The 19366-nt window shown below is 72.7% G+C and carries 16 protein-coding genes and 2 pseudogenes; 12 read left to right on the top strand and 6 right to left on the bottom strand.

The window, feature by feature from the left end; translation table 11 throughout:
• The first annotated feature begins 8 nt into the window (after positions 1–8).
• Positions 9–1787, top strand: coding sequence for a helicase-associated domain-containing protein (locus C2L58_RS15475; RefSeq protein ID WP_103338271.1), 1779 nt, complete (start codon positions 9–11; stop codon positions 1785–1787).
• A 100-nt stretch (positions 1788–1887) separates the two neighbouring features.
• Here C2L58_RS15475 and C2L58_RS51500 read toward each other — a convergent pair whose 3' ends face one another.
• Positions 1888–2043, bottom strand: coding sequence for a thiamine pyrophosphate-dependent enzyme (locus C2L58_RS51500; RefSeq protein ID WP_369904195.1), 156 nt, complete (start codon positions 2041–2043; stop codon positions 1888–1890).
• A gap of 91 nt (positions 2044–2134) precedes the next feature.
• Positions 2135–3250 (bottom strand): annotated as a pseudogene (locus C2L58_RS15470) (thiamine pyrophosphate-binding protein); the annotation flags it as partial.
• 149 nt (positions 3251–3399) lie between these two features.
• Between C2L58_RS15470 and C2L58_RS15465 the strand changes: the two are divergent.
• The gene (locus C2L58_RS15465; protein WP_103338270.1) at positions 3400–4017 is read left to right on the top strand and encodes a hypothetical protein; all 618 of its coding nucleotides are present in this window, start codon (positions 3400–3402) and stop codon (positions 4015–4017) included.
• A gap of 46 nt (positions 4018–4063) precedes the next feature.
• Here the strand turns inward: C2L58_RS15465 and C2L58_RS15460 are convergent, their stop codons facing one another.
• On the bottom strand, positions 4064–4720 hold the full coding sequence (locus C2L58_RS15460) for a TetR/AcrR family transcriptional regulator (protein WP_103338269.1): 657 nt from the start codon (positions 4718–4720) through the stop codon (positions 4064–4066).
• A 131-nt stretch (positions 4721–4851) separates the two neighbouring features.
• On the opposite strand from C2L58_RS15460, the gene C2L58_RS15455 reads away from it, so the two are divergent.
• The 5 genes from C2L58_RS15455 to mhpA are packed head-to-tail and all read left to right on the top strand — an operon-like array spanning position 4852 to position 10523.
• Complete coding sequence (locus tag C2L58_RS15455; protein WP_103338268.1) at positions 4852–5982, top strand: VOC family protein; 1131 nt, start codon at positions 4852–4854, stop codon at positions 5980–5982.
• Positions 5979–6920 (top strand): fumarylacetoacetate hydrolase family protein, encoded by a 942-nt coding sequence (locus tag C2L58_RS15450; protein WP_103338267.1) that lies wholly within the window; start codon positions 5979–5981, stop codon positions 6918–6920. The genes C2L58_RS15455 and C2L58_RS15450 overlap by 4 nt, the downstream gene beginning before the upstream one ends.
• Positions 6917–8758, top strand: a complete 1842-nt coding sequence (locus tag C2L58_RS15445; RefSeq protein ID WP_103338266.1) for an acyl-CoA synthetase — start codon at positions 6917–6919, stop codon at positions 8756–8758. The genes C2L58_RS15450 and C2L58_RS15445 overlap by 4 nt, the downstream gene beginning before the upstream one ends.
• Entirely contained in the window at positions 8755–9015 is a 261-nt protein-coding gene (locus C2L58_RS15440) for a DoxX family protein (RefSeq protein WP_103338265.1), read from the top strand. Before C2L58_RS15445 ends, C2L58_RS15440 begins: the two co-directional genes overlap by 4 nt.
• Positions 9012–10523: a bifunctional 3-(3-hydroxy-phenyl)propionate/3-hydroxycinnamic acid hydroxylase MhpA gene (gene mhpA / locus C2L58_RS15435; RefSeq protein WP_103338264.1), complete on the top strand. Its 1512-nt coding sequence runs from the start codon at positions 9012–9014 to the stop codon at positions 10521–10523. Before C2L58_RS15440 ends, mhpA begins: the two co-directional genes overlap by 4 nt.
• Positions 10524–10529: 6 nt before the next feature.
• Here mhpA and C2L58_RS15430 read toward each other — a convergent pair whose 3' ends face one another.
• A complete protein-coding gene (locus C2L58_RS15430; protein ID WP_103338263.1) occupies positions 10530–11735 on the bottom strand; it encodes an FAD-dependent oxidoreductase in 1206 nt (401 codons plus the stop codon).
• Between the two features lie 157 nt (positions 11736–11892).
• On the opposite strand from C2L58_RS15430, the gene C2L58_RS15425 reads away from it, so the two are divergent.
• The gene (locus C2L58_RS15425) at positions 11893–12501 is read left to right on the top strand and encodes a TetR/AcrR family transcriptional regulator (protein ID WP_103338310.1); all 609 of its coding nucleotides are present in this window, start codon (positions 11893–11895) and stop codon (positions 12499–12501) included.
• A gap of 15 nt (positions 12502–12516) precedes the next feature.
• Here the strand turns inward: C2L58_RS15425 and C2L58_RS15420 are convergent, their stop codons facing one another.
• Complete coding sequence (locus tag C2L58_RS15420; protein ID WP_103338262.1) at positions 12517–13479, bottom strand: ferritin-like domain-containing protein; 963 nt, start codon at positions 13477–13479, stop codon at positions 12517–12519.
• Positions 13480–13790: 311 nt separating this feature from the next.
• Between C2L58_RS15420 and C2L58_RS15415 the strand changes: the two genes are divergently transcribed.
• Complete coding sequence (locus C2L58_RS15415; protein WP_146073606.1) at positions 13791–14591, top strand: hypothetical protein; 801 nt, start codon at positions 13791–13793, stop codon at positions 14589–14591.
• A 57-nt stretch (positions 14592–14648) separates the two neighbouring features.
• Positions 14649–16313 (top strand): beta strand repeat-containing protein, encoded by a 1665-nt coding sequence (locus C2L58_RS15410; protein ID WP_103338260.1) that lies wholly within the window; start codon positions 14649–14651, stop codon positions 16311–16313.
• Positions 16314–16394: 81 nt separating this feature from the next.
• Here C2L58_RS15410 and C2L58_RS15405 read toward each other — a convergent pair whose 3' ends face one another.
• Positions 16395–17111 (bottom strand): anti-sigma factor, encoded by a 717-nt coding sequence (locus tag C2L58_RS15405; RefSeq protein WP_103338259.1) that lies wholly within the window; start codon positions 17109–17111, stop codon positions 16395–16397.
• 239 nt (positions 17112–17350) lie between these two features.
• Here C2L58_RS15405 and C2L58_RS15400 point away from each other — a divergent pair, with 239 nt between their 5' ends.
• Both C2L58_RS15400 and C2L58_RS15395 read left to right on the top strand, forming a co-directional pair.
• Positions 17351–18934, top strand: coding sequence for a molybdopterin-dependent oxidoreductase (locus C2L58_RS15400; RefSeq protein WP_199191284.1), 1584 nt, complete (start codon positions 17351–17353; stop codon positions 18932–18934).
• Between the two features lie 114 nt (positions 18935–19048).
• Positions 19049–19366, top strand: a pseudogene (locus C2L58_RS15395) (fasciclin domain-containing protein); the annotation flags it as partial.

Raw genomic sequence — 19366 nt, 5'->3', positions numbered from 1 at the left:
TCGGTCGGATGGACCAGGCGGAGCTGGCCGACGTCTTGCGGGTTCGGCCCGAGGTGCGCCTCGCGCCGGTGCCGGATGGGCCTGCAGCTCTCGCGGAACGGCTGAGCGATCGCGGGTCGCTCGCGGCGATCCGGCTGGTGAGCCGGGACGCGGTGGCGGCAGGGCAGGCGACGGCCGCATTGGGGGCCGGTGCCACCGTTGACTCCGTGGCCGAACTGACCGGAGGGGACCGGGCGGCGGTCCGGGCGGCGCTGGGTGAGCTGCGCCGGGTCGGGGTGGCGTGGCCGGACGCGGGCGTGGTGTGCCTGGTGCCGCCGGTTCTGGAGCGGTGGAAGCGGGCGAAAGGGCAGCTCAAGGTGACTGGACCGCCCGCGGTCGAGCGTGGCCGGGGTGGCGCGGACGGTGAGGTGCGGTCGGCGGTGCAGCACCTGCTGCGTTCGGCGTATGCGTTGCTGGACACGAGCCGGCCGATCGTGGGGTTGCGGCAGGGCGGCGTGGGGGTCAGGGAGCGGCAGCGCCTGGGGAAGGTGCTCGGCGTGGGTGAGGACGACCTGTTGCTGGTGCTGGACCTGCTGTTCGCGGCCGGGTTGCTGGAGCAGGCCGGCACGGCTTTCAAGGTGACCGCGCGGTACGAGCCGTGGCGGCGGGCGACGCCTGCCCGGCAGTGGGCCGAGCTGGCGTGGGCCTGGTTCTGGTTGTCCCACTCCCCGACGGCCCAGCGGGCCACGGCGGTGTCGAAGGTCGAGTCGTCGCATGCCCGGGCGGCCAGGTGGGCGGTGTTGCGGGCCGGGAGGGCCGGCCTGTCGGTCGAGGGGGTCGCTGCTGCGGCCTACTGGTTCTGCCCGGCGGTGCACCAGTACGTCGGTGGGGTGGTGCGCGAGGCGGAGATGGTGGGGGTGGTGGCGGGCGACGTGCTGAGCGTGTGCGGGGAGGCGCTGTTGTCCGCGGGGAACGCGGAAGCGCTGGCCGCTTCGGTGGCCGAGGTGGTCGTGCCGATGCGGTGTGAGGTGGAGGTCCTGGAGGACCTGAAGGCGGTGGTGTTCGGGCAGCTGACGGTGGAGGCCGCGCGGGTGCTGGCGGCGTCCGCGGAAAGCCGGACGGAGGACGGGGCCCGGGTGTGGCAGTTCACCCCGGCCAGCGTTCGGGCGGCGTTCGCCCAGGGGTGGACGGCGGAGACCTTGCTGGCCGCGTTGGACGAGCTGACGCGGCAGAACGTGCCGTGGGCGTTGCGGGCCCTGTTGGGGGAGCGCGGGCGCGGGCAGGTGCGGGTGCGGGCGGTGGGGTGCTGCGTCGTCGCCGAGGCGGAAGTCGTCGCCGAGGTGCTGCGGTTGCCCGGGTTCGTCGAGTTGGCACCGACCGTGGCGGGGAGTGTGATGACGCCGTCGGACGTGGTCGTGGTGTTGCAGGCGGAAGGGTTCGCGGTGGTCGAGGACCCGTCGTCGGGCAGCGTTGTGGTGCGGCGGCCGAAGGCACGGGCGGTCACTCCGGTGGAGGTGGAGCCGGTTGAGCTGCCCGATCTGGACGCGGACGAGCTGTCCACGGCGCAGGTCGTGCGGGGACGGAACCCGAAGTTGCCGGAGACGGCGGTGGCGTTGCTGGCGGGAGCCATCGACGAGCGGTCGGACGTGCACATCGAGTACGTCGACGGGAAGGGTGAACCTTCGCAGCGCACCATTACGCCGATCGGCTGGGATGGGCCGTTTCTGTTGGCGTGGTGCCACAAGCGGGAGGCCGAACGGCAGTTCAGGGTGGAGCGGATCCGGTCGGTGTCGCCCGGGCGACCGTGAGCGTCATGAGGCCCTCCTCGGCGAGGTGCGGCGGGGTTTCCGCGACCACGCGCGCGGGCGCATCCGGCAGGCTCAGGTCGGCCGCGATCGCGTGCGCCCTTCAGAGCAGTTCCGCGTCTTGCTCGACGCACAGGAGAGCCGGGCCTTCGGCGGCGAAGAGCGCCGCCATGGCTTCGTCGAGCTGTTCGCGTGTGGTGACGCTGCTTCCCCGCGCGCCGCAGAGTTCGGCGTAGGCGGCCCAGTCCGGGTTGACCAGGGGAGGTCTGCCACACCGGGTAGGCCCCGGCGAGCTGCTCCTTGCTGATCTTGCCGAGGGCGTTGTTGTTCAGCAGCAGGTGTTTCACCGGGATGCCGTACTTGACGGCGGTGGTCAGCTCGGTCGCGTACTGCCCGAACCCGCCGTCGCCGGTGACCGCCACGATCGGACGGTCCGCCGCCGCCGCCCACGAGTGGTTGCTGAACGACGCACCGACCGCGATCAGCAGGTCGGCTTCGTTCATCAGCCAGCCGGCCACCGGCGTCCCGCTGCGGCCGAGCACGCCCGCGCCGAGCGGATGGGTGTCGGGCACCAGGCCCTTGGCCTTGAACGTCGTCAGGACCGGGGCGCCGAGGCGTTCGGCCAGCGCGGTGACCTCGGCGACGGCGTCCCGGGCGCCGTGGCCGACGACGAACACCGGCCGCCGGGCGTCACGGACGAGCGCGGCCGCCGCGGTGACCGCGGCGGCGGCCGGCGGCCCGGACCGGCCGGACCGGCGGCCGTCCGGGGTGACCGCCAGCGCGGCCGGCTCGGCGTGGTCACTTCCACTGTGGACGGTCGTGGTGGACACGGCGACATCGCGGAAGACCGCCGAGAGGTCGACGTCCTGGAACGCGCCGCGGCCGAGGACCTTCGACGGTACCTGGCCGGAGATCGCGAGTACCGGCGCGCCGTCGAGCTTGGCGTCGTAAAGCCCGGTGAGCAGGTTCGTCGAGCCCGGACCGGCGATCGCGAAGCAGGCCGCGGGGCGTCCGGTGAGCTTGCCGTACGCGCTCGCCGCGAACGCCGCCGCGCCTTCGTGCCGGATCCCGATGTACGTCAGCTCGCCGCGGGCTTCGGCCCGCCGCAACGCTTCGGCGAAGCCGAGGTTCGAATGCCCGACCATGCCGAACACGTGCCGCACACCCCCGGCGACGAGCGTCTCGACCAGCACGTCGGCGACCGTCCGCACCGCGGCCGCGGGCTCCGGCAGCTCGACGAAGACGCCGTCCTCGCGCTCCTCGACCGGGTAGGTGGTGACGGCGTCCCCGAAGCCTTCGGGCGGCTGCCCGGTCGGCGGGTCGTAGTCGTAGCCGTGCCAGGGGCAGCGCAGCCAGCCCTTCTCGATCGAGCCTTCGCCGAGCGGCCCGCCCTGGTGCGGGCAGTGGTTTTCCAGCGCGCCGAACCGCGTGCCACCGCGCGACAGCGCGACGCTGCGGCCGTCCACGGTGACGCTGCGCACCGGCCGTCCGCGGGCACGTCGGCGGGGTCCACCCGATGCCAGTCCGCCGTGTAACGCCTCCAGGGTTCCGGGACACTGCGGTGACGGCAGGCTCAGTGCCCGGAACCCTCCCGGGCGTTACACGAGGAGTTCGGATGGACTGGGAACCCACCAGGCGGTCCCTGCACGGGGTGGCCGAGCTGCTGCTCGCCGGCCCGCAGCACCGCGCGACCGGGCGCATCGACCTGTCCGTGGTCGACGGCGGTTTCGCGACGGCCGCCGAACCCGCGCTGCGCGTCGAAGGTGACGAGCTCCTGACGGGGTCCGCCCGGGTGCGTCTCACCGGGCGCACGTACACCGAAGTGGCGGCGGAGGCGGGGCTCGAGGCGGGCGAACCCGCGGGCGTCTACTCGGGCGGTCCCGGCGTCCGGCCCGGCGAGACGATCGTCTTCGCCGCCGACGCGCTGAACCTCCTGCTCCAGGCCTTCGCCGACGGAGACCGCGCGCTGCGCGAGTTCGCGCCGGACGCCACCCCGGTGCTGTGGCCCGAGCACTTCGACGTCGCGATCGCCCTCGACGAGGTCAACTACGGCGTCTCCTTGGGCGACGGCTACCTCGGCGAGCCGTACGCGTACGTCGGCCCGTTCGAACCTAAGAGCGGCGACTTCTGGAACGCCTCGTTCGGCGCCGCCCGGCCGATGCGCGAGCTGACGGGCGTGGCCGCGGTGGTGCAGTTCTTCGCCACCGGCCAGAATTTTACTGGCGGACGGTGACCCGATCCGGACGAGCGGCGGCCTCGGCCTGCCCGACATCGAGGCGTCAAACGGCGGTGCCCCGCTCGGGCAAGGTGTCCGGGTCGGGCAAGGGACGCTGACAGAGAGCGCGTGCTTCGCCGGCGGGGACGCCGAACATGCGCAACAGGTCTTCGGTGACGAGGTCGGTCGCCGCCGCGTCGTCGCGGGTGGGTTCGTCGTGCAGGAGCTGGCCCAGGGTCAGGGCGGCGCCGGTGACGACGGCGAGCGCGAGGTCGGTGTCGCGCACGGCGGTGAACCGGCCGGCGTGGACGGCGGCTTCGATGTCGCGGCGGGCGCGGGGGGCGAGGCCCTGGCCGGCTCTCGCCAGGTTCAGGCCGTTGTGCAGCAGGACCCGGCTGAGTTCCGGGTGCTTGCGGTGCAGCCGCCCGGTGAGCCGGAAGCTCTGCGCGAACACCGCGGCGGGGTCGTCGATGTCCTCGGTGAGGGTGTCCAGGGTGCTGCCGAAAGCCTCCAGCGCATCTTCGACGGCGGCCTGGAAGAGCTGCTCCTTGGTCTCGAAGTGGTTGTAGAACGACCCCATCCCGACGTCGGCGAGCTGGGTGATCTCCAGGATCGGGACGGCGGTCCGCCCCTCCGCGATGCAGGTCTGGGCCGCGCGCACGAGTGCCGCGCGGGTGCGTGCCTTGCGGCGGTCGACGCGGTTGCGTACCTGCTCGGCCATGGCTGTTCGTCCTCCCTCACTGGTCACCGCCACCTTAGCGTTCCGCGTCAGATTTGACGAATTCCTCAGAAGCGCTTGACTGACGACACTCTCATAGTTGACGATTACGTCATCTTTGGAGGGAGCAGTCGATGAGCCACCACGACCCCCACAGCGGCCTGCACAGCGAGCAGGGCGCCTTGGCCGGCGAACACCCGGGACGCGCGGCCGAGCCGATCGTCAAGGTGCACGACCTGGCGTGGCTGGAGTTCGAGAAGCCCGACCTGGCCAAGGCGGAGCTCTTCGCGCGGGCCTTCGGGTTCACCACGGTGCTGCGCACGCCGGATGAGCTGCAGCTGCGCGGGACCGATCCCGGCGCGCCCTGCGTGCTGATCCGCCGCGGCGAGCGGTCGGCGTTCCTGGGGCCCGTCTTCCGCGCCGCCGACTCGGCGGACGTGCTCAGGCTCGCCGAAGCCACCGGACGGCGAGCGGGGAAGCTGCCGGAGAGCCTGGGCGGCCTGGCCGTCGACCTGGCCGACCCGAGCGGGCTGCGCGTCCGGGTCGTCGCGGACACGCACGAGCTGTCCGCGCTTCCGGCGCAGGAACCGCTGCGGTTGAACTTCGGCCACGACGCGCCGCGCGCCAACGCCACCCAGCGGCCGGTGCGGGGGCCGGCGAAGGTGCAGCGGCTCGGGCACGTCGTGTGGCAGTCGACGAAGTACCGGGAGACGCTCGACTGGTACCTGCGGCACCTCGGGCTGATCGTCAGCGACTTCCTCTACTACCCGGGGCAGCGCGACCGCGGCCCGGTGATGAGCTTCCTCCGCTGCGACCGCGGCGGTGAGCCCGCCGACCACCACACCCTCGCCCTGGCGCTCGGCCCGGCGAACCGCTATGTGCACTCGGCCTACCAGGTGGCCGACCTCGACGCGCTCGCCGCGGGCGGCGAGCACCTGCGCGACCACGGCTACCACCACTCGTGGGGCATCGGGCGGCACATCCAGGGCAGCCAGCTCTTCGACTACTGGCGTGACCCGGACGGGTTCATGGTCGAGCACTTCAGCGACGGCGACCTGTTCGACAACACCCTCGATCCCGGCTGGGCCCCGATGACGGCCTCCGGCCTCGCCCAGTGGGGCCCGCCCGCCACCAAGGACTTCCTCGGCGTCAAACCGGGGCCGCAGGTGCTGCGTGAACTGCGCACGATGCTCGGCGCCCTGCGCCAGGACAACGAATTCGACTTCGGCCGCCTGCGCGGCCTGCTGAAGGTGGCCACCTCATGACCGTCTCCGTCCTCCGCACGACCGACGCCTGGTACGTCGCCACTCCCGAAGGCGCGGCCAGGATCGACACCGCGGCCACGACCACCGCCGAGCTGCTGGCCGACCGGCCGGCCGTCACCGCGGCGGTGTCGAACCCGGCCACCGTGCCGATCGCCGCCCTGGACCTCGTCGCCCCGGTGACCGCGCCGTGCCGGGTGGTCGCCCAGATGACCAACTTCGCCTCGCACGTGCGCGACGCCGGGATGAACCCGGCCACCGTGCCGCTGACCTTCTTCCGCAAGGCCTCCGGCTCGATCGGCGGGCCCTTCGCCGACGTCGTCAAGCCCGCCCACGTCCGGCTGCTGGACTACGAGGTCGAGATCGGGCTGGTCATCGGCCGGGAGCTGCCGGTCGGCACCGAGGTCACCGACGAGAACCTCGCCCGGTACGTCGCGGGGCTGGTCGTCACGAACGACGTCTCCGCCCGCGACCTGCAGCTGCCCAAGACGCAGTTCTACGAGTCGAAGTCCTACCCGACGTTCACCCCCGTCGGCCCGGCCCTGGTGCTGCCGGACGCCGACGAGCTCAGGCGGTTCGCCGACCTGCGGCTGCGGCTGTCGGTGAACGGCGAGGTCCGGCAGGACACGACGGTCAGGCCCGACATGCTCTACCGCCCCGCCGAGGCACTCACCGCGCTGGCTCGCTTCCAGCGGCTCGATCCCGGCGACCTCGTCCTCACCGGAACCCCGGTCGGAACCGCGTTGAGCGCGCCGCCGAAGCCGCTGGAAATCCTCGGGTCGTTGCTCCCACCCGCCACCAAGTGGCGGCTGTTCTTCAAGCGCCAGGAGGGAAACCCGAAGTACCTGGCCGACGGTGACGTCATCGAAGCGAGCATCGCCACCGACGACGGCGTCGTCGATCTCGGCACCCAGCGCACGGTCGTGAGGTACGCCCGATGAGCGACCTGCTGTGGCCCCGGTACGACTCGCCCGAGGATCTCGCCGCGATCGAGGCGGTGCCGCTGGCCGATCGCGGCCTGCCGGAGTCGACGTACGCCTTGCTGGCCCGCGCCGCCGCGCGGTGGCCGGAGCGTTCCGCGATGTCCGTGCTGCCCGAAGCGGCCCGTTGGGCGAAGGCCGAGTCGCGCACCTTCGCCGCACTGCTCGCCGACGTGCACCGGTTCGCGAACCTCTTGCACCGCCTCGGGATCCGGCGCGGCGACGCCGTCGCGCTGATCGCCCCGAACTGCGCCGAGCTGATCACCGCGACGCTGGCCGCGCAGCTCGCGGGCATCGCCGCACCGATCAACGGCGCGCTGTCCCGGCCCCACACCGCCGAGCTGCTCCGCCGCTCCGGCGCCCGCGTGCTGATCACCGCCGGGCCGGAACTCGACGCCGGAATGTGGGACACCGCCCGGAATCCGGGCGCCGAGTTGGCCGCGATCCTGGTGCTGCGGCCGACCGGGGCGACCGGGCCCGCGCTACCGCTGCCCGCCGTCGACGGGGTGCTGATCGGCTACCTCGACGAGCTGGCCGCGGCCGAGGATCCCGCCGCGTTCGCGGGAGAGCCGCCGCGATCCGGTGACTTGGCCGCGGTCTTCCCCACCGGCGGCACCACCGGCGCCCCGAAGCTGGCCGCGCACACGCACGGCAACGAGGTCGCCGACGCCTGGATGCTCGCCGCGAACTCGCTGTTCGACAGCGACTCGGTGCTCTTCGCCGCGCTGCCGCTGTTCCACGTCAACGCGCTCGTGGTCACGCTGCTCGCCCCGCTGTTCAAGGGGCAGCACGTGGTCTGGGCCGGACCGCTCGGCTATCGGGATCCCGCGCTGTACGGCGAGTTCTGGCGGATCGTCGAGCACCACCGGATCGCGTCGATGAGCGCGGTGCCCACGGTGTACGCGGTGCTCGCGCAGGTCCCGGTGAACGCCGACATCGGCAGCCTGCGCTTCGCCATGGTCGGCGCCTCGCCGTTACCCGCCGCCGTGCGGACGGCGTTCGAAGACCACACCGGCGTCCCGCTGCTCGAAGGCTACGGGCTCACCGAGGCGACCTGCGCCAGCGCGCGCAGCTTCCCGGACACCCCTCGGCCCGGATCGGTCGGCCAGCGGCTGCCGTACCAGCGGGTGAAGGTCGAGGACGGCGTCCTCCGGATCGCGGGGCCGGCGGTGTTCGCCGGCTACGTCACCGGCCGCGACGCCCACGGCCTGGTGCTGGACGGCCTGGGCAAGCTCGCCGGCGGCTGGCTGGACACCGGGGATCTCGCCGAGGTCGACGACGACGGGTTCGTCTTCCTGCGGGGCCGGGCCAAGGACCTGATCATCCGCGGCGGCCACAACATCGACCCCGCGCTCGTCGAGGACGCGCTGCTCGCGCACCCGCGGGTCACCGCGGCCGGCGCGGTCGGGCGGCCCGACCCGCACGCCGGCGAGGTCCCGGTGGCCTACGTGACGCTCACCCCCGGCACCGTGGTCACCGAGGACGAACTGCTCGCCTGGGCCGCGGACCGCGTGCCCGAACGTGCCGCCGTCCCCAAGGCCGTCATCGTGCTCGAAGCCCTGCCCGTCACCGTGATCGGCAAGCCGGACAAACTCGCCCTGCGTGCCGACGCCACTCGCCGCGCCGTCGCCGCTGCGCTCGCCGGGATTCCCGGTGCCCAGGTGAGCGCCCGGGCGGAGGACGGCTCGGTCGTCGCCACGGTCACCCTCGCCGCGGCCGAGGACGAGGCTGCGGTGCACGCTGCTCTCGGCGCCTACGCCGTGCGCTGGGAGCTCCGGATTCCCGAGGACGTCTCATGACTCTCGCCATCGGCCTCGCGGCCGTCACCTCGGCGATCTTCGCCCTGCTCGGGCCGGCGAAAGTCCTGGCCGGCACCCCGATGCGGGCGTTGGCCGCCGAGGCCGGGTTCCCGGTCGGCGCCTGCCGCGGGATCGGCGGGCTCGAACTCGCCGGGGCCCTGGTCACGCACGTGCGCACCGGCGACGGGCTGCGCAAGGCCGCGCCCGCGGTCGGGTGCACGGCACTGGTCGCCGGCTACCTGGTCGTGCTGTCGTGAGCACGCCGCGGGTTCCGGTGGTCGTGGTCGGCGCGGGCCCCACCGGGCTGACCGCCGCGACGTTGCTCGCCCAGTACGGCGTCGAGTGCCTGGTGCTGGACCGGTGGGCGTCGGTCTACCCCCAGCCGCGCGCGGTGCACCTGGACGACGAGGTCCACCGCATCCTGGCCCGGCTCGGCGTGGCCGAGGAGTTCGCCGCGATTTCGTGGCCGTGCCACGGGCTTCGCCTGCTGGACCCGGACATGCGGGTGCTCGGGGAGTTCCGGCGCGGCGCGGGTACCGGACGGCACGGCTACCCCGAGGCGAACATGTTCGACCAGCCGGAGCTGGAACGCTTGCTGCGCACCAACGTCAAGCGATACGACACCGTCACGCTGCGCGGCGGCGCCGAGGTCACCGGGGTCACGCAGAACGGTTCCGGACCCGTGCGGGTCGACTACACCGACCGGGACGGCGGCGCGCACGGTTCGGTCCTCGCCGACCACGTCCTCGGCTGCGACGGCGCCAACAGCGTCGTCCGGACCGCGATCGGCGCCACCATGCGGGACCTGCGGTTCGAGCAGCGGTGGCTGGTCGCCGACGTCGCCACCGACGCCGAGCTGGGCGGATGGGAAGGCGTGCACCAGGTGTGCGACCCGGACCGCGCCGCGACCTACATGCGCATCGGCCCCCACCGCCACCGCTGGGAGTTCCGCCTCCGCGACGGCGAAACCGCCGAGGACTACCGCGACCTCGCCCGCCTGCACCCCCTGCTGACGCCGTGGACCGAACAGATCCCGGCCGAGGCATTGGAGATCGTCCGGATCGCCGAGTACACCTTCCGGGCTCGCGTGGCCGACCGCTGGCGCGATCGCCGGATCTTCCTGCTCGGCGACGCCGCCCACCTGACCCCGCCGTTCATCGGCCAGGGCCTGGGCGCCGGCCTGCGTGACGCGGCCAACCTCGCCTGGAAACTCGCCGGCGTGCTCGAGGGCACCCTCCCACCGGATGTTCTCGACACCTACGAAGCCGAACGCAAGCCGCACGCCCGCGCCCTGATCCGGCTGGCCAAGCTCATCGGCGTCGCCATGACCCGGGGCGGCCGGGCCGGAAACCTCCTGCGCCGGACCGCGCTGCCGCTGCTGGCCCGGACGCCGAGCCTGGGCCGGATCGTCCTGGACAGCGCCACCCCCACCCTGCGCCGCTCCGGCCTCGTCGCCCGGCCACGCCTGCGCCGCACCCTCGCCGGGCGGTTGTGCCCCAACGCCGTCGTTCAGGATGGTCGCCGCCTCGACGAGCTCACCGCGGGCCGGTTCGCCCTCGTCGCGGTGTCGCCCTTCCCCGCCGCAGACCAGGCCGTCGTCCGGCAGCGCGGGGGAGTGTGCGTCACCGCGCCCGCCGGCACGGCCCTGCACGACTGGCTGCTCCGCGGCCGTGCGCACGCCGTTATCGTCCGGCCCGACGGCACGGTCCTGCGGGCCGGACACGACCTGGCCGAACTCTGCGCTCTCGTGCCCCGCCTCGGGTGACCGGCGCTACCGGTCGCGTTCGGCCCGCGCGCGCCGGTATTCGGCAGCCCTGGTGCGGTAGTCCTCGTGTTCCTGCGCGTGGTCCGGGGGAAGGTGCGGTGCGTCCGGGGACGTCGTGGCGAAGAACCGCGTGAGCGCGGTGTTCGCCCTCTCGGCGAGTGGCCCGGAGCGCGGGAACATCGTGGCTTCGTAGCGGGCGACAGCGTCGTCGAGGCTGTGCTCCTTCGCGATGGCGTGCGCGAGTTCCGCGCCGTCGAGCAGTGCGAGGTTCGTGCCGTGCCCGCCGAAGGGGGCCATCAGGTGCGCCGCATCGCCGATCAAAGTGAGCCCGGGGACGTGGTCCCAGGTCAGCGGCGCGGGCAGGGCCCAGAAGCTGCGTTGCACGTAGTCGCCGTCGTTGTCGGTGAGCAGTGGGCGCATGACCGCCGACCATTCGCCGAACTCCTTCAGCAGGAAGGACCGGACCTCCTCGCGGTCGGTGACGTCGACCCCGGCGGCGACGTGCCAGTCGAGTTCGGCGCGGAAGGCCACGTAGCCGCGGACCACACCGTTGCTGTTGCGCTGGACGATCACCGCGCGGCCGTCGCCGTCGGTGGAGAACATGTGGCCCGCACCCACGATCGCGGCGACTTCGGGGTGCCTGGTGTCCACGTCGTCGAACCGGGCGTCGAGGAACTGGACGCCGAGGTACTGCGGCACCGCGTCGGTGAGCAGCCGGCGCACCGCCGACCACGCGCCGTCGGCTCCGATGACGAGGTCGGCTTCCGCCCGGGTGCCGTCGGCGAATTCCAGCTCGTGCACCCCGCCGCCCACCGGCGTCGCGGCGCGGAGTTTGTGTCCCCAGTGGACGGTACCGGGTGCCAGGTGCTCGTAGAGCATGGTGCGCAGCAGGCCCCGGTCGATTTCGGGTGCGGCCTCGTCGCCTTCGGCGGGAACGAACTCCGCCAGGACCGTGCCGTGGTGGTCCCGGCGGCTCTTCGCCTGGCCCTCGACCCGGGCCGACGTCCGGAAGGCGGCCATCAGCCCGGCGTCCTCCAAGGCGATCTGGCCGCTGTCGGCGTGCAGGTCGAGCGTTCCACCCGGGTCGCGGGCGTCCACGGCGGCGTCCGCGTCGTACACGACGGGCCGGAAGCCGTGTCCCTGCAGGACTCGTGCGCACAGCAAGCCGGCGGGGCCGCCGCCGATGATGGCGATGCGGGGTGGGGTCGTCATGGGTGAACCTCTTCCACGCGTGGTGCGGCGACGGTTCGTCGTAGCCGCTCGCTGCAGGCCGGACAGCCTGACCTCCACCCACGATAGGTGACACGGTTCCAAAAGTCGAACGGTTCTACATTGTGATCCGTTCAACGCACGCGCTAGAGTGGGGCACGTGACCGAGACGGGGCGCCGCGAGCGCAAGAAGGCCGCCACCCGGCAAGCCTTGGCGGACGCCGCGCTGGGGCTGTTCCTGGAGCGCGGCTACGACGCGGTCGGCGTGCGGGAGATCGCCGAGGCCGCCGACGTCTCGACGGCCACGCTGTTCAAGCACTTTCCCGACGGGAAGGAAGCACTGGTCTTCGACCAGGACACCGACCGTGAGGCCGCGCTCGTCGCCGCGGTCCGCGAGCGCCCCGCCGGCCAATCCATCCCGCAGGCGCTGCGCCGGCTGCTGTGCGACGAGCGGTCCCGTCAGGTCCGCGAAGACCCGCGCTTCGCCGGCTTCCGCCGGCTCGTCGACACCACTCCGGCCCTCCACGAATACTTTCGCCGCATGTGGGTGCGCCACGAGAAGGCACTGTCCGCGGCGATCGCCGCGGACAGTGCGCTCCCGGAAAGCGACCCCGGTTGTCAGGCGCTCGCCCATTTCGCTCTCGAAGCCGTCACCCTCGTCCACGGACGGGACGACGCCGAGGCCGCGCTCGACCGGATCTTCGCCCTCCTCGACACCGGGTGGGCCGGCATGACGAAGGAATCCGTAAGGCACGGTGACCGAACCTGACGGCGAACGGGCTGCTCAGCCGTTGGCCGCGCTGGTGTTGACTTCGCCGTTGACACCCTGGGGGAAGAATCCGCCGGAGGTGGCCGCCTTGGGGGTCAGGTAGACGATGTTGAGGACCTGGCCGGGGGAGCGGCTGTAGGCGATGCCGTTGGGGTCGGTGGGGACGATGTTGACGTTGCCGTGGCTGTCGATGACGCCTTGGTCGTCGTCGCCGGCGCCGTCGAGGCTGTCGCGGGCGTCGGACAGCTTGACGGTGGCCCTGCCGTCGCCGCGCTGGTAGAGGGCGCTGCGGATGGTGGCGGCGTGGTAGGCCTCGACGGCGAGGATGCCGGCGGCGGCTTCGAGGTAGGTCTTGTTGGTGATGAGCGGGGCGGCGCCCTTGTAGGCGGTGACGCCGACGTCTTCGAAGAGGAACGCGGCGAGCAGGAAGTTTTCTTCGCAGGCGAAGGCGTCGAAGCTGCGGCCCGGCTTGACGAGGCCGGCGGCCTGGGCGGCGGCGGTGAAGCTGGACTGCAGGTCGATCGCGGGCCGGCTGACGGCGGCCGAGCCGAGTGCCGAGCGCAGGAACTGGACGTGGGCTTTCTCGTCGGCCGCGATTTCCTGGGCGTACTGGCGGGCGGCCTTGGTTTCGAAGCGGACCGCCCGGCCGCCGGTCACGCCGCCGCGGGTGCCGGTGCCGGTGGTCATGGAGTCGGCGAGGCCGCGACCGGTGACGGCGTGCAGGTAGAACTCGGCTTCGAGGTACTCGAGGTTGAGGGCGAAGTTGAGGACGGCGCCATCGCTGACGGCGGCCTCCTCGGCAGCGGCGGCCGGGTGGGCCGTGGCTGCGGCCGCGGGGCCCGCGGTCAGCCCGCCGAGGGCGCCGGCGCCCACGACACCGAGCCCGGTCACGCCGGCGGCGCGCAGGAACCGCCGCCGGTCCTGCTCGTTCTCGGCGCTGCGGTTGATCATCGAAGCGGCATAGCGTTTGCCGAACACGTGCACTCCTTCCCGCCCGCGCGCGACGTTGCGCGACCTCGGGCGTGTCCCGCACGCCCCGGCATGGCCTCCCGGGTGAGCAGGTTGGATCGTCGCTGACGTCTCCGGTTCGAAGCTGGCCGCCCGGCGGACAGGTCGAATTTCCGGACGGGCCCCCGGGCGAAAAACAGCCCAGCCGAATACCCGCTGCCGGCGAGGAGAAACCCTGGAAGAAAAGAAAAATCAGGGCGCTCTGCCACCCAATCCGGTGAGGATCTCGCGGCGAACTTGCACTGACGGGTGAAGATCGCACTCGAAGGGAGGTGAAATGCATGGATACTTCCCAGTCTGAGGACGTGCGGGTCGGTGACGGCTTGATATTGGCCCGGGTATTGCTGGTCGCGGGCACCTTGGTGGGGTTCGCTGTCCTGGCGTTGCTGATGTCGGGTACGGCCAACGCGTCCGAATCGTCCTCGCCGGACCATCCGGATCCGCCTGGTCTGTTGTCCGCGGTCGGGAAACCGCTGCGGGGCGCGCTCGAGCCGGTTGCGAACCTCGCGGAGCCGGTGCTCGCGCCGGTCGTGCGGCCGGTGGTCACGGCGGTGGCGCCGGTGTTGTCGGTGGTGCGCCCGGTGACCGAGCCGGTCCTCCGGCCGGTCCTGGACGCGGTCGCGCCGGTGGTGCACGCCGTGGGAGCGGATCCCGCCGGCCCGGTGGTCATCCCGGGGACTACGCGTCCGCGGGACGACGTCCGCCCTGCCCCGGCGGAACAAGCCGCCGCGGCGACCACCGGACAGCCGGCGGTCGAAGCGGTCGTTTCGTCCAGGCAGCCACGGGCGGATCGGCCGGTGTTCGCCGAAGTCACCGCGAAGGACGCGGCTGTACCGGCCGGGTCGGCCCGGTCCGCCCGGACGTCCGGGCCGGACGGCGGCGGCAGCGTGCCGCCGGCGCCGGAAGGTCCCGCGGCGAGCGGGACCACGGCGGCGGGGTCGGCCGGGCAGCACGGTGGTGAGTACGCCGTGACCGGGTCCGGGTCGAGCATGCCGGGCACCGATCGCGCTTGGCGGGCACCGCCGGACGGGTGTGCGCCGCCGTACTGGCTGGTCTTCTACGGCAACGACCATCCGAGCTGACTTTCCCTTTCCGCCACCAGAAATCCATTGTGGACAGAAGGCAAGGAAAGGGAAGACATGCACAAGTACGTGCGACGCGGCCTGACCGCCGCGTTCATCTCCGGCGGGTTCGTCCTGCTGGGCAGCGCGGTGGCCAGTGCGGACACCGGCGGTTCGGGCCCGCTGGGCGGGCTCGGCGGCACCCTGCACTCCGTGGTCTCCGGCGTGTCGGCCGGCGGCACCGGCGGGGACTCCGGGGCCGGCGGGAACGCGGGCAGCGGCAACACCGCTGTCAGCGGGAACTCCGGCGACTCGGGCGACTCCGGATCCACCGGGCACAACAGCGCCTACGGCGTGTGCGTGCTCGCGAAGTGCAGCACTTCGGTGTCCTCGGGCAACTCCGGGAACACGGGCGCGACCGGCTCGACCGGGCACGCCTCGAACACCAGCACCACCACGGGCGGCAGCTCCGGGAACGCCGGGCACGGCGGCTCCGGGACCACCGCGGCTTCGGGTGAGAACACCGCGGACTCGCGGGGCGCCCGCGGCGTCCTCGGCTCGGTGACCGGTACCGCGAAGGGCGGCCACGGCGGCGACTCCGGCAAAGCCGGAAACGCCACCAGCGGCAACTCCGCGGCGTCCGGTGCCTCGGGCAACTCGGGGAACTCGGGCTCGACCGGCGGCAACAGCGCCTACGGTCTCTGCCTGCTGGCGCAGTGCACCACCACGGTGACCTCGGGTGACTCCGGGAACACCGGCGCCACCGGCTCGACCGGCGACGCGGCCAACACCAGCACCACCACCGGCGGGAACTCCGGCAACGCGGGCCACGGCGGCGACGCCACCACGGCCGCGTCCGGCGCGAACACCGGCGGTCACGGCTGGAACCGGCACGACCAGGGCGGCACCACGGGCGTCGCCGGTCTCGTGACCGGTATCGCCCAGGGCGGCCGTGGCGGCGACTCCGGTAAGGCCGGAAACGCCACCAGCGGCAACTCCGCGGTGTCCGGTGCCTCGGGCAACTCGGGGAACTCGGGCTTCACCGGCGGCAACAGCGCCATCGCGTGGACCCTCGGTGGCCAGGGCAACGGCCGCGGGCACCACGGCTGCGGCTGCACCTTCGGTGGCCGGGACAACGACGGCACGAAGTCGGCCACCACGGTGACTTCGGGCGATTCCGGCAGCACCGGCGCCACCGGCTCGACCGGTGACGCGGCCAACACCAGCACCACCACCGGCGGGAACTCCGGCAACGCAGGCAACGGTGGGGGCGCCACCGTCGTCAGCACCGGCACGAACACCGGCGGACAGGGCTGGAACCGGCACGGCCTGCGCGGCACGACCGGCGTCCTGGGCTCGGTCTTCGGCTCCGCACGGGGTGGCAACGGTGGTGACTCCGGTGACGCCGGGAACGCCGCCGGCCACAACACCGCGGTGACCGGCAGCACCGGCAACTCGGGTGACTCGGGCTCGACCGGCGGCAACACCGCCGTCTCCTCGACCCGCGGGCACGAGCAGCAGGGCCGCCACCACCACGGCGGCGGGAACCACCCGGGTGACCACGCGAGCACCACGGTCACCTCGGGCGATTCCGGCAGCACCGGTGCCACCGGCTCGACCGGTGACGCGGGGAACCACAGCACCACCACCGGCGGCAACTCGGGCCGGGGTGGCAACGGCGGCGACGCCGCGGTGATCGCCACCGGCTGGAACACCGTCGCGCACACCCCGCACACCGTCTGACGGTCAGCGGGCAGCACATGAGCGGGGCACCGGAGGAATCCGGTGCCCCGCTCCTTGCCGGGCCGAGGCGTTGGCGGTGGGTCAGCCGACCGCGATGGCGGCGATCGGTGGCGTTGTCGGTTCCAGGGACCCGGTGGTGGGCTCGACGGTCACGGCGATCCCGTCGGTGAGCTCGGGGAGGGCGGTGTCGACGCTGCCGCCGGAGGCGACCAGCCCGGCCGACCGGGGCCCGTGCGGCCCGGTCAGCCACACCTCGTAGGCGTGGCCGGCAGCCGGCCGAGGAAGGCCCTGGGTGGCGATGAGGGCTCTGCCGGTGCTTCGGGAGATCGTGGCCGTGACGGAGCCGCCGCCGGTCGCGGTGGTCCGCACGGTGATCGCGTCGGGCGCGGCGGTCACCGCGTTGCCCTCGGCCACCGGCACCGGTGCGGAGCCCGGTTGGTCCAGCCCGATGCTGATGCCCCCGACCAGCGCCGCGGCCGCGGCGGCGACCGACGCGACACCGATCGATGCGCGACGGCGCCACGGCGTGCGTGGCCCCCGCGCGGCCGGCCCAGCGGTCACCAGCGGCGGCAGCTGCCGCGTCTGGGAGACCACGGCGAGCACGCGCCGGCGCCGGGTTTCGTCCGGGTCGGCGGCCGCTGCGCCACCGAGGCGGGCGGCGGTCTCCTGGAAGCCGGCGACCTCGACGGCGCAGGCCGGGCACCCGGTCAGGTGCCGGGCGAAGGCGGCGCGTTCGAGGTCGGTGACCGCGTCGAGGGCATACGCGCCGGTGAGAGCGTGGGCGTCGGCGGTCGTCATCAGTTCACTCCAAACAACGAGTCACGCGCCGCTGTCGTCGGCGTGTCAGGACAGGTTCGGGGCAGCCGGCCTGCGCAGATTGGTGCCGGGGGAGGGGAACGGGCACGATCCCCCGCGAGGGTCGGCGACGACTCGCTGTCCACAGTGGATCCGGCGCGTGCTCTCACCCATTCAGGTGGACGACGTTGCGGAACGGTCACTGACCAATACCTGGACCCGGCGAGCACCGAATGCTGGGTATGACCGCTACCGAACTCGACGCCCCAGCAGTTCCGCCGTCCTCGGAGCGCACCCGGCTTCGGTTCTTCGCGGCCGCGTTCACCGGCATCCTGGCGCTGGCCGCCGCGCTGGCGGCCGGGCACCTGGTCGCCGGCTTCATCGGCATCAACGCCTCGCCTTACCTGGCCGTCGGCAACGGCGCCATCGACCTGACGCCGGTGGAGCTGAAGGACTTCGCCGTCCGCACGTTCGGCACTTACGACAAGCTCGTGCTGCTCAGCGGCATGGCCGTGGTGATGGTGGCGGCCGCCGCGCTCGCCGGCGTGCTGTCGCGCCGCTCGCCGGTGCCCGGGACGGTCGTCATCGTCCTGTTCGGACTGCTCGGCGGGTTCGCCGTGTCCCAGCGCCCGGACCTGACGAGCGTGGCGTTGCTGGCGCCGGCCGCCAGCTTGCTCGTCGGAGTCGCCGTTTTCCGGCTCCTGCACCGGATCGCCCCACGGGTGTGGCGAGAATCCGGAGCCGGGGAGAAGAGCGGCACGTCCCGGCGGTCCTTCCTCCTGGGCGGCGCCGGGGTCGTCGTCGGAGCCGGCGCGATGGGCCTGGGCGGGCAGCTGATCAGCTCGGCCCGGGACGCGACGGCGTCACGGGAGGCGATCGGCAAGCTCGTCCCCGCGCGGACCGCGCCGGCCATTCCCGCCGACGCCGATTTCGCCAAGCTCGGCACCCCGCCGTTCCTGACGCCGAACGCGAACTTCTACCGGGTGGACACCGCGTTGTCGGTGCCGCAGCTGCGGGCCGAAGACTGGACGCTGCGGCTGCACGGCATGGTCGACCGCGAAATCCGCTACCGCTACGAGGACATCCGCAACCGGCCGCTGATCGAGCGCACGGTGACCATGACGTGCGTGTCCAACGAAGTCGGCGGCGACTACGTGTCGACGTCGAACTTCCTCGGCGTCGACCTGGCCGACCTGCTCGCCGAAGCCGGCGTGAAACCCGGCGCCGAGCAGCTGTACTGCACCAGCGTGGACGGCTGGACCTCCGGCACCCCGGTCGCGGCGGCCCAGGACCGGGGCCGCGGGGCGATGCTGGCGATCGGCATGAACGGCGAACCGCTGCCGCTGGAACACGGCTTCCCCGCGCGGCTCGTCACCCCCGGCCTGTACGGCTATGTGTCGGCGACGAAATGGGTCGTGGACATCGAAGTCACCACCTGGGCCGCGCGCAAAGCGTATTGGCTCAAACGCGGCTGGAGCCAGGAGGCCCCGATCAAGACGGAATCCCGGATCGATTCGCACCGCGGTTTCGCCAACGTCAAGGTGGGAAAGGTGCGGGTCGCCGGCGTGGCGTGGGCGCAGCACACGGGCATCGAGAAGGTCGAGGTCCGCGTCGACCGGGGACCGTGGCAGGAAACGACGCTGTCCCAGCAAGTCAACCTGAACACCTGGCGGATGTGGTGGACCGAGGTCGACATCCCGGCCGGGGTGCACCAGGTGTTCTGCCGGGCCACCGACAAAACCGGTTACACGCAGACCGACATGCGCGCCGGCACCGTCCCCGACGGCGCCACGGGCTGGCACAACGTCACCTTCACTGCGGCCTGAAAAAAAGTTTTCCCGCCCGACCAATCCGGCGCGGGCCGGGCCCCGAATTACCGGCAGACAGCAAGTTTCCCGCAAGGGACAGCCGCTTTTGATTCCCCTCTTGGAGTGATTTCCGTGAACAAGCTTCGTATCGCTGGTATCGGCATGACCGCGGCCGCCGCCCTCGCGCTGACCGCGTGCGGCAGCAACGGCACCGCGTCGTCGGGCAGCTCCAGCGCCCCGGCTCCGGCTCCTTCTTCGTCGATGGCCGCGCCGTCCTCCAGCACGGCCGCTGCCGATGGCGTGACCACCAACGCCGACGTCTTCGGCCCGGCGTGTTCGCAGCTGCCGCAGGGGTCCGCGCCCGGTTCGCTGGACTCTATGGGCCCGCAGCCGGTCGCCTCGGCCGCGTCGACGAACCCGCTGCTGACCAAGCTGGTGGCGGCGGTCAAG

Source organism: Amycolatopsis sp. CA-126428 (genome assembly GCF_002904335.1).
Lineage (GTDB): Bacteria > Actinomycetota > Actinomycetes > Mycobacteriales > Pseudonocardiaceae > Amycolatopsis.
The sequence above is the reverse complement of the archived record's forward strand: the minus strand, read 5'-3'. Positions and strand labels throughout refer to the sequence as shown.

Coding starts and splice junctions, on each gene's coding strand:
- C2L58_RS15460 (WP_103338269.1), bottom strand. CDS start 4,720: ATGGCCGAGCAGGTACGCAACCGCGTCGACCGCCGCAAGGCACGCACC.
- C2L58_RS15450 (WP_103338267.1), top strand. CDS start 5,979: ATGACCGTCTCCGTCCTCCGCACGACCGACGCCTGGTACGTCGCCACT.
- C2L58_RS15440 (WP_103338265.1), top strand. CDS start 8,755: ATGACTCTCGCCATCGGCCTCGCGGCCGTCACCTCGGCGATCTTCGCC.
- C2L58_RS15400 (WP_199191284.1), top strand. CDS start 17,351: ATGACCGCTACCGAACTCGACGCCCCAGCAGTTCCGCCGTCCTCGGAG.
- C2L58_RS15465 (WP_103338270.1), top strand. CDS start 3,400: ATGGACTGGGAACCCACCAGGCGGTCCCTGCACGGGGTGGCCGAGCTG.
- C2L58_RS15415 (WP_146073606.1), top strand. CDS start 13,791: ATGGATACTTCCCAGTCTGAGGACGTGCGGGTCGGTGACGGCTTGATA.
- C2L58_RS15430 (WP_103338263.1), bottom strand. CDS start 11,735: ATGACGACCCCACCCCGCATCGCCATCATCGGCGGCGGCCCCGCCGGC.
- C2L58_RS15455 (WP_103338268.1), top strand. CDS start 4,852: ATGAGCCACCACGACCCCCACAGCGGCCTGCACAGCGAGCAGGGCGCC.
- C2L58_RS15475 (WP_103338271.1), top strand. CDS start 9: ATGGACCAGGCGGAGCTGGCCGACGTCTTGCGGGTTCGGCCCGAGGTG.
- C2L58_RS15445 (WP_103338266.1), top strand. CDS start 6,917: ATGAGCGACCTGCTGTGGCCCCGGTACGACTCGCCCGAGGATCTCGCC.
- C2L58_RS15410 (WP_103338260.1), top strand. CDS start 14,649: ATGCACAAGTACGTGCGACGCGGCCTGACCGCCGCGTTCATCTCCGGC.
- C2L58_RS15405 (WP_103338259.1), bottom strand. CDS start 17,111: ATGACGACCGCCGACGCCCACGCTCTCACCGGCGCGTATGCCCTCGAC.